This is a genomic window from Sungkyunkwania multivorans (genome assembly GCF_042675645.1).
GTDB classification, from domain to species: Bacteria; Bacteroidota; Bacteroidia; order Flavobacteriales; family Flavobacteriaceae; genus Sungkyunkwania; species Sungkyunkwania multivorans.
The window spans coordinates 267,519-281,372 of the sequence record NZ_JBHTJH010000017.1 but is presented as its reverse complement, the minus strand read 5'-3'; the positions used below and the strand labels follow the sequence as shown (position 1 = coordinate 281,372).

Sequence of the window (13,854 nt, the reverse complement as noted above, 5' to 3'; positions counted from 1 at the left end):
GTACTTCGGGGCATGCCCTCGAAAACCCGTATAAGAGCGGTCAGGTTGAAATAAAGATTATCGAATAAACCTACATTTATGGCGATAAAAAAGACAAAAAAGAAAGGAATGTCTGCAAAAGAAACGCAGAATAATTGGAAGTATATAAAGTGGTTTTGGATCTTGTTTGCGAGCGGATTTGCAATGGTGACCCTTGTTTTCCTGATGGCCTCATGGGGTTGGCTAGGCGAAATGCCCACATTTGAAGAATTGGAGAATCCAGAGACCAATTTGGCAACCGAGATCATCTCTTCCGACAATAAGACACTGGGAAAGTTCTTTAATGAGAATAGAACGCCGATCAGTTACAATGATCTGCCAGAAAATCTGATCAAAGCCTTAGTGGCAACCGAAGATGAACGCTATTACGATCATTCAGGAATCGATGCGCGAGGAACACTTCGAGCGATGGTCAAGATGGGAAAAGGAGGCGGAGCAAGTACCATTACCCAACAGTTGGCCAAATTACTATTCACAAAAAAAGCCTCACAAAACTCAGCAGAACGCGTTCTTCAAAAGGTAAAGGAATGGGTGATCGCCATACGCTTGGAACGACAATATACCAAAGAGGAGATCATTACAATGTATTTGAACAAGTTTGGTTTTCTCTTTCAGGCCCATGGTATTCGGTCTGCCTCTAGAATATATTTTGGCAAAGAGCCAAAAGATCTAAAATTGGAAGAATCAGCGGTACTGGTAGCTATGCTAAAAAATCCCAGACAATACAATCCGCACAGAAAAATATCTTTTGAAAAATCCAAACAACGAAGAAATCAAGTTTTTGTACAGATGTATAAAAATGGTCTCTTAGGGGAGGCGGAAAAAGATTCCTTGCAGCAATTGCCTTTAAAGTTGAATTTTTCGCCAGAGGAACATAGCGACGGATTAGCGACCTATTTTAGAGCGTATCTCAAGGACTTTGTGAAGGATTGGATCGAAAAAAACCCAAAACCAGATGGAACGAATTATAACATCTACAGAGACGGCCTTAAGATTTATGCTACTATAGACAGTCGAATGCAAGAATATGCGGAGGAAGCAATGAAGGAGCATATGAAAAAGCTACAAGCGGAGTTCTTCGTTCAAAACACAAAGAAAAGAAATCGTACGGCGCCTTTCGTGGACCTCGAGAGAGCACAAATAGAAAAGACCATGAAAGATGCGATGCGCAGATCGGATCGATGGAGAAATATGAAGAATGAGGGCTACTCCGAAAAAGAGATCTATGCCTCTTTTGAGAAAAAGGCCGAAATGAAAGTCTTCTCGTGGAAAGGAGATATCGATACCATTATGACGCCGCGAGATTCGATCAGATACCACAAGCATTTCTTGCGTTCTGGGCTCATGTCGATGGATCCTCAAACAGGCCATGTAAAAGCATGGGTCGGAGGTTATAACTATAAACACTTTCAGTACGATCATGTGCATCAAGGACGAAGACAGGTCGGGTCTACATTCAAACCGTTCGTTTATGCTACTGCGATCGATCAGCTAAAACTTTCGCCTTGTGATTCTTTACCGGATGTACTTACATGTATCCCTGCTGGAAAGTATGGAAATATGGAAGATTGGTGTCCTAAGAATTCTGGAGAGAAATATGGCGGATATCGAACCCTTAAAAATGCATTGGCCAATTCTGTGAATACCATTACTGCACAACTGATGAACCAAGTAGGACCCGAACCAGTGGTCACTTTGGCTCAAAATATGGGCATCACTAGCGAGGAATTGATACCAGTACCCTCCATCGCTTTGGGAACGCCTGGCATTAGCCTTTTCGAAATGGTCGGCGCCTACGGGACCTTTGCAAATCAGGGAATCTATCAAAAACCCGTAATGGTCACACGAATCGAAGATAAGAATGGTACTATATTGTACGAGTTTACGCCAGAGACCAAAGATGTCCTTAGCAAGGAAGCTGCATATGTTACCGTAAATCTAATGCAGGGGGTCACCCAGCACGGATCTGGTATGCGATTGAGACATGCGAGTCAGAAGAACGATATCGTCTATAAAGAAGTGGTCACAGGCTATCCGTACCAGTTCGACAATCCGATCGCTGGAAAGACCGGAACCACACAGAATCAAAGTGATGGTTGGTTCATGGGAATGGTACCTAATCTTGTTACCGGTGTCTGGGTTGGAGGTGAAGACCGGGCAGTACATTTCAAAAGTATCGCCTATGGGCAAGGTGCGTCGATGGCGCTGCCGATTTGGGCACTTTACATGAAAAAATGCTATGAGAATAAGGATTTAGAGATTTCCAAGGAAGATTTCGAAAAACCGGACAATCTGAAGATCAATGTCGATTGCAGTAGGGCCGTGGCCTCAGATGGACTCGAAGATCTTTTTAAGAATCAGGATGAAGATCTCGAAGATCTGGGATTCTAAAAAGAATGATAACATTATAGAAAAAGCACCGCGAGGCGCTTTTTTTATTACTGACATGTGGCCATAGGAATCATGAAGAAAATGAAGCTTATATCTTTCATAAAATGAACTCTTAATCTTTAAGAATTTCGTAATTTTCGGATAAATTTTATACCGATGATCAACAAAAAAGTAGCAGGTGTTCGCGAGGCACTCAACGGGGTAGAAAGTGGTATGACCTTTATGCTTGGAGGCTTTGGGCTTAGCGGCATTCCTGAAAATGCCATTGCCGAGCTAGTAAGACTTGGAGTCAAAGACGTCACCTGCATATCCAATAACGCAGGAGTGGATGATTTTGGCCTTGGGTTGTTACTTCAAAAACATCAGATAAAGAAGATGATCTCTTCCTATGTCGGAGAGAATGACGAATTTGAAAGACAAATGCTCAGCGGCGAATTGGAGGTGGAGTTGATTCCGCAAGGAACGTTGGCAGAACGTTGCAGAGCGGCCCAAGCTGGCTTTCCAGCTTTTTATACGCCTGCAGGTTACGGTACAGAGGTGGCCGAAGGAAAAGAGACTCGCGAGTTCAATGGCAAGATGTATGTGCTTGAAAATGCCTTTGATGCCGACTTTGCATTTGTGAAAGCTTGGAAAGGAGATGCAGCAGGAAATTTGATCTTCAGAGGAACCGCAAGAAACTTCAATCCATGTATGTGTGGAGCTGCCAAGATCACCGTTGCCGAAGTTGAAGAACTTGTGCCACTGGGTACTTTGGATCCCAATCAAATTCATATCCCTGGGATATTCGTGCAGCGGATCTTTCAAGGCGAGAAGTATGAGAAGCGAATAGAACAACGAACGGTTAGAAGTAAAGTTTGATTTGAAAATTTAAACAATGTGAAAATTTGAAGATTGAGAAATGACAAAGAAAATATCATCGTACAAAAGACATTTGATTTTTCCTTAAAAGGTCATTGAGTTTACTGAACTCCTGAGAAAAAAAGAGAAGTATGAATTGGCTTCTCAGTTTTTTAAAAGCGGAACATCAATTGGCGCTAATTCTTGGGAGGCGCAGAACGCCGAAAGTAAGGCAGATTTTATTCACAAGTTTAAAATCGCAGCAAAGGAGGCCGATGAAACAAATTACTGGCTAAAACTTTGCAAAGAATCAACTCGACTTCCAAACCCAAATCAAGAGCTATTGAAAGAACTAGAAGACATTGTCAACATAATCTCTAAGATCATAGGAAGCACGAAACGATTGAAGAAGAAATAAGAGCAATAACAAATTACCGTATTTTCAAATTATCCAATGTTCAAAATTTCAAATTACCTGATCAACCGATTTTCAAATTACCAAATTTTCAAATCAATATGAGTCTAGATAAGAACCAAATAGCCCAACGCATCGCCAAGGAAGTAAAGGATGGTTACTATGTAAACCTTGGCATTGGAATCCCAACCTTAGTTGCCAACTACGTTAGAGAGGACATTCAAGTAGAGTTCCAAAGCGAAAATGGAGTGCTGGGAATGGGGCCTTTTCCTTATGAAGGCGAAGAGGATGCCGATATCATCAATGCGGGCAAACAAACCATCACCACGCTTCCAGGCGCGTCATTCTTCGACTCTGCCATGAGCTTCTCTATGATACGAGGGCAACATGTAGACCTTACCATCCTAGGAGCGATGGAGGTGGCCGAAAATGGCGATATCGCAAATTGGAAGATCCCTGGCAAAATGGTGAAAGGTATGGGCGGCGCGATGGACCTTGTAGCTTCCGCAGAGAATATCATCGTAGCCATGATGCATACCAACAAAAGGGGTGATTCCAAACTACTAAAACGATGCTCGCTTCCGCTTACGGGTGTAGGTTGTGTGAAGAAAATTGTCACCAATCTTGCCGTTCTAGAAGTCACAGGAGATGGATTCAAACTCTTAGAACGTGCACCAGGCGTTTCAGTCGAAGATATAAAGAATGCCACGGAGGGCAATCTGATCATTCAAGGAGAGATTCCCGAGATGAGCATCTAAAAAGTTGTCCGATATACGACATGAAGCCGTTTATTTTAAACGGCTTTTTTCATTATTTTTTATGTCATTTCATCATCATTTATAGCGACCCGTAGCCAGCGATATACTACGGCTTTCCCGTAACACATTATAAATCAAATTCTTTGTATTGCGGTCGCATGATTCGAGCTCACCACAAGTATGATCATGCTGATAACATAAAGAGGTCGTTTCACAACAATTAGCATTCTTATTAGCAATAGAATTCATAGTTTGAATAAGTAATTACCCCAAGTTACTTTAAATACCCCCGCCCAAAAGATTACGATTGATAGCTTCATGGGAACAGATGATCCATCTTTTCCGATAAAGTTTATTTGCTCAATTTAACCTATGAAGATCATGAAAAATTTGTCTAGAATTGCAGGTCGTAGTTTGTACCTACTATTATTTTTGTTGTGTACCAACTATGGCTTTTCTCAAGGAAATGGGAACGGAAACGGAAACGGAAACGGAAATGGAAATAACAACGGACAGGGACAGGGCCAAGGTGCCGCCAAAAGGATCCTTGTCCATGATCCGTCAGAAGCAGACCTACGAAATCTGCGAGCTATAGGTATCGACTTAAGTTGCGGTACCATTTATGAGGAGGACGATCTAAGGCTCGAGCTTCCAGCTAATGAGCTAAAGGAGCTCAAAAAATTAGGTATTCCATTTACTGTGGAAATACAAAATCTTACCGCCTTCTATAAAAAAAGGGCTGAGGAAGACATGCCAAATGCGCGGGCAGCTATCAATCAAGAAAGATCAAGTTATAGTACGACTGTTCAGCGATCGGTTTCAAACCTTCTGTTGAACAACTACTTGCAATATGACGGTTGCGATGAGGTAAATTGGGCCATCCCCGCAAATTTTAACCTTGGAAGTATGGGCGGTTGTCTAACGGTCAGCGAGGTCGAAGCCGAACTCGACCAGATGCGGTCGTTATTCCCCAATTTGATATCAGCAAAACAAAACGCTTCTCCAACAGGCCAGCTCACTTACGGAAACAACCTGAGTAGTGGAGCCAACAATTGGGCCGGACAAACCGTATACTACGTTCGGATCACAGGCGATCAGGCATCACCAGAAGGTTCCAAGCCACAGATATTATATACTTCGATGATCCACTCTAGAGAGGTAAGCGCGCTGATGAGCAATATGTATTTTATGTGGTATTTATTGGAAAATTATGCGACAGATCCCATTGTAAAAAATATCGTAGATAATAACGAACTCTATTTCATCCCAGTGGTAAATCCAGACGGGCTACGCTGGAATGAGACCATAGCTCCAGGTGGAGGAGGGATGCAACGAAAGAATCTTCGAGTGAACTCTGGAGATTCTGGAAGCACCAGCTCTAGCAATTCGTTTAGAGGGGTCGACCTTAATAGGAATTTCGACTATTTATGGGGTTCCGCGGGTACTGGTTCTTCTGGCACGCCAAGCAGCGATACCTATAGAGGGCCATCGGCCTTCTCAGAACCAGAATCACAAATTCTTAGAGACTTTGTTCTTGCGAGAAACTTCGAAACCTGTACCATGAGTCATTCGTTCGCGAATGGAATTCCACATCCTTACGGTGGAAACCCAACACAAGCCTCCGGTAGAGAAGACGAGATGCATAAGTGGCATGAGGATATGACAAGATATAATAGATTCGTCTATGGAGCTACCATTTTCTCTGCTGCCAATGGTATTGCAGACGATTGGATGGTTGGCGGTGCTACAGACGGCAACGGTTCTGTTGGATCCGGAAGAAATATTCTAGCGACCACTCCAGAACTAGGAAATTCTGGATTTTGGCCTGCGCCTTCCGAGATCGTACCTATCGCCAAAAGCGCTATGCGTATCTTCTTTATGAATGCCTATTACGGCGGAAAATATGCACGCCTTCACGACCTTACTCAAAGCGATATCAATACACTCTCATCCAACCTTACATTTGGGATAGAGCGTCTAGGACAAACCGCGAGCGACTTTACCCTGACGGTCACTCCGATCTCTTCCAACATTACTTCGATCACCTCACCTGCTACACAATCGGGGATGTCGATCTTGGAACAAAGAAATGTAACGGCTTCCTTGATCCTTGATGCTGGAATCTCAGCGGGCGAGAAGATTGAATACAATGTAAAACTTTCCAACGGTGACAATGTGGTGTTCTACGATGCCAACATAGAAAAGTATTACCAGCCAGCGCTACTTTTAGCAGATGATACAGACACCAGCGGACTAGCAAACTGGACTGCCTCAGGAGGCTGGGTGACCACCACATCTGATACCTACACTGGGAGTACGGCCATAAAAGATGGCAATGCGATTCCTTATGCAAATAGCGCTTCCAGCACCTTAACTACCTCGAACACATATGATCTGTCTACGGCTAGCGAGACCATCATTCAATTCTATACCAAATGGGATCTGGAACGAAACTTTGACTTTGTAGAGATTCTAGGGTCAGCGGATGGAACTACCTGGCTTCCTCTTTGCGGTATCTATAACAAGCCAAGTGCTACCAACAATACAAACGATGCACATAGCGGAAAAAGTGGCTCGAGTCACATCTTCCAATCAGGTAGTAGCTCTGGAAGGGTATATGATGGTGATCAGATGGATAAGTGGGTGATGGAAGAAATAGTGATCGACGCGACCAATAATTCTTTCTTGCAAAATGCGACCAACGCACGATTTCGTTTCCGGTTCGCTTCCGATGCGAACAACAGACCGGAGAGCTATTCGACTACCTATGAAGGCTTTTTTATAGACGATTTCAAAATTATCAACATTCAAGAACCTTGTGTGGCGACAACTCCGACTGGACTTGTAGCTTCGGACGTCGGCATCAATTCTGCAACCTTGAGTTGGAATGCTGTTACTGGTGCGACCTATGATGTTAGATATCGCGAAGTAAGTGCGCCGACCTCATCTTGGACAAACATACAGCTGTCTACGACATCGACCATTATCTCTGGATTGAATGCCTCAACGCAATATGAGGCACAGGTAAGAAGTGTCTGTCCAAACGGCTCAAATTCGGCATACAGTACTTCTGTTAATTTCACGACACTCGATGTTTCGGCCTGTTCAGGGATCAACACCTTTCCTTATAGCGAGAGCTTTGAAAGCGGGATACCCTTATGGATCAATGTAACAGGAGATGATATTCAATGGACACGCGATTCAGGCGGAACACCTTCTAATGGAACTGGCCCTTCGACTGGCCAAGATGGTTCGTTCTACCTCTTTACCGAAGCTTCCTCGAATGTAACACCAGTAGGAAACCCTACTAAGGTTGCGCTACTCGAAAGCCCTTGTATCGACCTAACAGCCAACTTCGATTACTTCCTAGACTTCGGTTACCATATGCTTGGAACTTCGATGGGAACCTTAGAAGTATTGGTAAGTACCGATGATGGCGCTAATTACAACCCTATCTGGTCACAAAGTGGCAGCCTAGGTAATGTATGGAATCAGGCTTCCTTAAACCTTAACGCATATCGCGGTTCGGTGATCAAATTACAATTCAAAGGAACTACAGGAACTAGTTGGAGCAGTGATATGGCCATTGACAACATCAATATTCTTGCACTTACGCCAGATACAACAGCGCCCTCGGCCATTACGGACCTTGCCGCTTCCAATACAACGGCCTTTAGTACCGATCTGTCCTGGACGGCTGCTTCAGATAATGTGGGTGTAACGGAATATGATGTGTACCAAAACGGAACGCTTTTGACCACCGTGACCACCAATTCCTTGGTAGTTACCGGGCTAACTGCGGATACAGCATATACCTTTATGGTAAGAGCAAAAGACGCTGCCGGAAATATTTCTGCAGATAGTAATGTGTTAAACATAACTACACAGAGTCCACCGCCTTGTTCTGGAATTTCTAGTTATCCTTATACCGAAAGCTTTGAGAATAATTTTGGTGTATGGACCAATGATACGGGAGATGATATTCAATGGACACGCGACTCAGGAGGAACACCGTCTAATGGAACAGGTCCTACCACAGGGCTAAACAGCGCTTTCTACATATATACAGAAGCTTCTGGAAATGGAACTGGGTTTCCCAACAAAGTGGCATTGTTAAATAGTCCTTGTGTGGACCTTACCACTTATTCAGGGGCTACCCTAGAATTCGGCTATCATATGCAAGGTACTTCCATGGGAACACTTCAGGTTCTTGTAAGTACCGATGATGGAGCCAATTATAGCGCTCTATGGTCTAGAACAGGAAGTCAAGGAAGCGCCTGGAATCAGGCAAGTATCGATCTTGCTTCCTATGTTGGTTCTGTGATCAAACTTCAAATGAGAGGAACCACAGGTTCAAGCTGGAGTAGCGATATCGCTATCGATAATATAAATATTACAGTATCGGCAGTTGATACCGAAGCACCTTCGGCACCGGCGAACCTTGTAGCGTCCAATATTGGTGAAACGAGCGCTGATCTATCTTGGGATGCATCAACTGATAATATCGGAGTCACGGGCTACGATGTATATCAAGATGGAATATTTTTAGCTACCGTGACAGGTACAACTTATAGTGTTACTGGATTGAGTACAGGAACGAGCTATGCTTTTACCGTACAAGCAAAGGATGCTGCTGGAAATCTATCAGCTTTCAGTAATACAGCGAACGTAACCACCCTTATACCTGATACGGAAGCGCCGACAGCGCCAACAGCTTTGACTGCCTCCAATGTCACACAGACAACGGTAGACCTTTCTTGGACGGCTTCCACAGATAATATCGGAGTTACGGGATATGACATCTATCAAGATGCGACCTTGCTTACCACGGTAACAACGACCACTTATACGGCGACCGGATTGTCGGCTGCTACTTCGTACACATTCTCGGTCAGAGCTAAGGATGCGGCAGGGAATGTTTCGGCAGATAGCAACTTGGTGAATGTGACCACGCCCGATACAGAGGCCCCATCGGCACCGACAAATCTGACAGCGACCAATGTTACGCAAACGACCTTGGATCTCTCATGGGATGCTTCCACAGACAATGTTGGCGTGGTAGACTATGATGTGTATCAAGGAACGACCTTATTGGCGACAGTAACCGGAACGACCTATAGCGTAACAGGTCTTACCGCAAGTACGAACTACGATTTTACCGTAAGAGCAAAAGATGCAGCAGGAAATGTATCGGCGGACAGCAATGTGGTCAATGTGACGACACCGTCGGAACCAGATACGCAAGCGCCGACAGCGCCAACGGCTTTGACCGCCTCCAATGTCACGCAGACAACAGTAGACCTTTCTTGGACGGCTTCCACAGACAATGTTGGTGTCACAGGCTATGACATCTATCAAGATGCGACCTTGCTTACCACGGTGACAACGACCACTTATACGGCGACCGGATTGTCGGCTGCTACTTCTTACACATTCTCAGTCAGAGCCAAGGATGCCGCAGGGAACGTTTCTGCAGATAGCAACGTCGTGAATGTGACGACACCAGATACAGAGGCTCCAACGGCACCGACAAATCTGACAGCGACCAACGTTATGCAAACGACCTTGGATCTCTCATGGGATGCTTCTACAGACAATGTTGGCGTGGTAGACTATGATGTGTATCAAGGAACGACCTTATTGGCGACCGTTACAGGAACAACCTATAGCGTAACAGGCCTTACCGCAAGCACGAACTATGACTTTACCGTAAGAGCAAAAGATGCCGCAGGAAATGTTTCTATAGATAGCAATGTGGCCAATGTAACTACGCTATCACCACCAGATACTGAAGCGCCGACAGCGCCGACCAGTTTGACAGCTTCCAACGTGACTCAAACCACAGTAGATCTTGCGTGGAATGCTTCGACTGATAATGTTGGTGTCACAGGCTATGATGTTTATCAAGGAGCCACTTTGTTGACCACTATTCCAGGAACTAGCTATACCGTGACTGGCTTAACCGCGGATACGAATTATAACTTCTCAGTTCAAGCGAGAGATGCAGCAGGTAATATTTCACCATCGAGCAATACCGTCAACGTGACCACTTTGGAGAATGTTCTAGTGTATTGTAATTCTAGCGGAAGCGATGTTAGCTTCGAGTACATCGACTATGTGGGAATCGGAGGAATAGATAATCCAACCGGTCCTAATGGCGGCTATGCAGACTTTACATCGCAAGTGGGTAATCTATCATATGGCACGAATGCCATTATACTTAGTGTTGGCTTTACAGGAAATTCGTATAACGAATTTTGGAGAGTCTGGATCGACTTTAACAAGAACGGTATTTTTGATACTGCTGAACAAGTGGTTGCGGGATCGACCTCGAGCGCAGGCAATCTCTCGTATAATTTTACAGTACCTACTTCTGCCGTAGCAGGAAATACCAGAATGCGAGTTTCGATGCAATGGAACGCTGCCGCAACAGCCTGTCAGAATTTCCAATATGGTGAGGTGGAAGACTATACTGTGAATATTGGAGGCTCAACTTCAAGAGGAATTGCTAGTACCGTACGTATCGATGGAGAACTCGGAGACGAGAGTGCCATATTCGACTTTACCGTGTATCCAAATCCAGTGAAGGAAGGCTTCATAAACATCAAGATGGCCGATGAACGAAATGCAAACTTCAGCATCATGAATTATTTAGGACAACGTGTGCTTGAAGGTGAAGTGACTAACAACCGCATTAGTATTGATGCACTACCTGCTGGCGTATATATCGTAACGGTGGATGACACCCAACGATCGATCAGTAGAAAGTTCATTAAGAACTAAGCATACCCCCAAATTTACGCCTACTTTAAGTGCCTCCCTCTTTTTTGAGGGAGGCATTTTTTTATAATGTTATCAAATGCTATGCACGCATAATCAATTGAAAAAGAGCAGAATATACAAAGTACATTATTTAACATATTCATAGAAAAAACCCTAATTATATGAGGGTTTTCCCGTAAATCATAAAAAAACTTGAATATTATGCAAATAATTGTATATTTGGCGGAATAATAATCAAATAACACAAAATGAGAAGAAACTACACTTTCGGTTGCTTCCTTATTCTATTCTTTATGTTGGGAATTTCAGTTGCGCAAGAACGCAATTGTTCCACCATGGAAAATTTAGAATACAGAATGCAACAAGACCCAGGTTTGGTCCAAAGAATGGCCCAACTCGAGACCTACACTCAGACCAAAGCTCAAGAACTCTTACAGAGCAAGATCGTTGGAGATATTATCACGATTCCGGTAGTTGTACACATTGTGTATCGTACATCACAAGAAAACATTAGCGATGCACAGATACAATCGCAGATCGATGTGTTGAATGAAGATTTTAGAAGACTTAATAGCGATGCCGACAATACATGGTCGCAAGCTGCGGACATGCAGATCGAATTCTGCCTGGCCACCGTAGATCCTAACGGAAATGCCACCACCGGTATCACCAGAAAATCATCGACAAGAACTTCTTGGGGTACGAACGACGCTGTAAAAAGCGTATCCCAAGGTGGTGTTGCTGCTTGGAATACTTCAGAATATTTGAACATGTGGGTCGCCAATATAGGAGGAGGAATCCTTGGATATGCGCAATTCCCAGGAGGTGCCGCTTCAACCGATGGGGTAGTGATGAGCCCACAATATTTTGGAAGTAGCGATAAGGGAACAGGATTTTACCTTTCCGCTCCTTTCGACAAAGGAAGAACGACCACTCACGAAGTAGGTCACTTCCTCAACCTTCGCCACATTTGGGGTGATGGTGGTTGTGGTGTTGACGATTTTGTATCAGATACACCAACATCAGATGCTTCAAATGGCGGATGTAACATTGGTCATGTATCTTGTGGAACCGTAGATATGGTTCAGAACTATATGGATTACTCAGATGATGCTTGTATGAACTTGTTCACCAACGGACAGAAAGCACGTATGCGTGCAACACTTCTTCCGGGCGGCATTAGAGCTAGTCTTGGAGCTTCTGACAAATGTGGTGGAAGTACACCAACGCCAACATGTAACGACGGTATCCAGAACGGAGATGAGACCGGAGTTGACTGTGGAGGTTCTTGTGCGCCATGTACCAGCGGACCGCAGTACTGTGCGTCTAACGGAAACAGCGTAGCTGACGAATATATCAGCCGTGTGCAACTTGGAAGTATCAACAATGCTTCGGGAGCTGCAGGTAGCGGATATGCCGATTTCACATCTCAGTCAACGGATCTGACCAAAGGCGCTTCAGCAACGATCACTATCACACCGACTTGGACAGGTACGCTCTACAATGAAGGGTATGCAGTATTTATCGACTATAACCAAGATGGTGATTTCACCGACAGTGGAGAAACGGTGTATACCAGAGCAGCCTCACAAGCTTCCCCAGTAAGCGGAAGTTTCACAGTGCCATCCTCGGCACTTTCTGGAGCAACTCGTATGCGAGTTTCCATGAAGTACAACGGAATTCCTACTTCTTGTGAGTCTTTCCAATATGGAGAGGTAGAAGATTACACCGTAAATATCACCACGGGTGGTGGAAACCCAGGTGGCGGTAACGGCTGTACAGGTGGTGTTAGCAGTTTCCCTTACACTCAAAGTTTTGAAGGTTCTAGCTTCCCAGGATGGTCCAATGCTTCAGGAAATGATATCAACTGGGCAACGGACTCGGGAGGAACACCTTCAAGCGGAACAGGTCCTAGTACAGGAGCTGATGGAGCGGTATATGTTTATGTGGAAACCTCTGGCAATGGAACCGGATTTCCTACCAAGACAGCTGTTCTTAATGCGCCTTGTTTCGACCTAAGTTCGGCTTCTTCGGCAACCTTTAGCTTCCAGTACCATATGTTAGGAAATGCCGTTGGCTCGCTTACCGTACAGGCAAGTGACGACAATGGTGCAACCTGGACCAGTATCTTCTCAAGATCTGGAAGTCAAGGCAGCTCATGGAGAACCGCTAATCTGAATATCGCATCCTATACAGGAGGTAGCGTTCAGTTTAGATTTAACGTAGTAACCGGCACTAGCTGGCAAGGTGATATTGCAATCGACAATGTACGTGTCACTACAGGCAATACCCGACTTGAAGATGATGCAGCGATCAGAGAAGGTGGTTTGGACTTTAAACTATATCCAAATCCTGCGACGACGCAATTGAATGTGAGTGGAGCGGCAAACAATGCGAGCTATACCATCACGAATATGGTTGGACAGCAGGTTGCCAAAGGCAGGTTGACCAACAACCCGATAGACGTTTCTAGCCTTTCTAAGGGCGTATACTTCTTAACGGTTGATACAGTTGACGACAGTGCTGTAAAACGCTTTATCAAGGAGTAATGAAGTAAGTATATAATTTGAGCAGAAACCCCGCTGAAAGGCGGGGTTTTTTGTTTTTATACATTATCATTCTTGGTTCCTT

Annotated in this window: 5 protein-coding genes and 1 pseudogene; all 6 read left to right on the top strand. The window is 44.4% G+C overall.

From position 1 onward, the window contains the following. Nucleotides 1–78: 78 nt before the first annotated feature. The 6 genes and pseudogenes from ACFQ1M_RS12680 to ACFQ1M_RS12655 all read left to right on the top strand — a co-directional run bounded on the left by ACFQ1M_RS12680 (nucleotide 79) and on the right by ACFQ1M_RS12655 (nucleotide 13,772). Entirely contained in the window at nucleotides 79–2,430 is a 2,352-nt protein-coding gene (locus ACFQ1M_RS12680; protein WP_386408766.1) for a penicillin-binding protein 1A, read from the top strand. A gap of 156 nt (nucleotides 2,431–2,586) precedes the next feature. After that, nucleotides 2,587–3,288, top strand: a complete 702-nt coding sequence (locus ACFQ1M_RS12675) for a CoA transferase subunit A (RefSeq protein WP_386408764.1) — start codon at nucleotides 2,587–2,589, stop codon at nucleotides 3,286–3,288. Between the two features lie 33 nt (nucleotides 3,289–3,321). Then, a pseudogene (locus tag ACFQ1M_RS12670) lies at nucleotides 3,322–3,685 on the top strand (four helix bundle protein). 98 nt (nucleotides 3,686–3,783) lie between these two features. Next, a complete protein-coding gene (locus tag ACFQ1M_RS12665) occupies nucleotides 3,784–4,440 on the top strand; it encodes a CoA transferase subunit B (protein WP_386408762.1) in 657 nt (218 codons plus the stop codon). 381 nt (nucleotides 4,441–4,821) lie between these two features. Continuing rightward, nucleotides 4,822–11,223, top strand: a complete 6,402-nt coding sequence (locus ACFQ1M_RS12660; RefSeq protein WP_386408760.1) for a fibronectin type III domain-containing protein — start codon at nucleotides 4,822–4,824, stop codon at nucleotides 11,221–11,223. A gap of 248 nt (nucleotides 11,224–11,471) precedes the next feature. Continuing rightward, entirely contained in the window at nucleotides 11,472–13,772 is a 2,301-nt protein-coding gene (locus ACFQ1M_RS12655; protein ID WP_386408758.1) for a GEVED domain-containing protein, read from the top strand. Nucleotides 13,773–13,854: the final 82 nt, after the last annotated feature.

Coding starts and splice junctions, on each gene's coding strand:
- ACFQ1M_RS12680 (WP_386408766.1), top strand. CDS start 79: ATGGCGATAAAAAAGACAAAAAAGAAAGGAATGTCTGCAAAAGAAACG.
- ACFQ1M_RS12660 (WP_386408760.1), top strand. CDS start 4,822: ATGAAAAATTTGTCTAGAATTGCAGGTCGTAGTTTGTACCTACTATTA.
- ACFQ1M_RS12675 (WP_386408764.1), top strand. CDS start 2,587: ATGATCAACAAAAAAGTAGCAGGTGTTCGCGAGGCACTCAACGGGGTA.
- ACFQ1M_RS12665 (WP_386408762.1), top strand. CDS start 3,784: ATGAGTCTAGATAAGAACCAAATAGCCCAACGCATCGCCAAGGAAGTA.
- ACFQ1M_RS12655 (WP_386408758.1), top strand. CDS start 11,472: ATGAGAAGAAACTACACTTTCGGTTGCTTCCTTATTCTATTCTTTATG.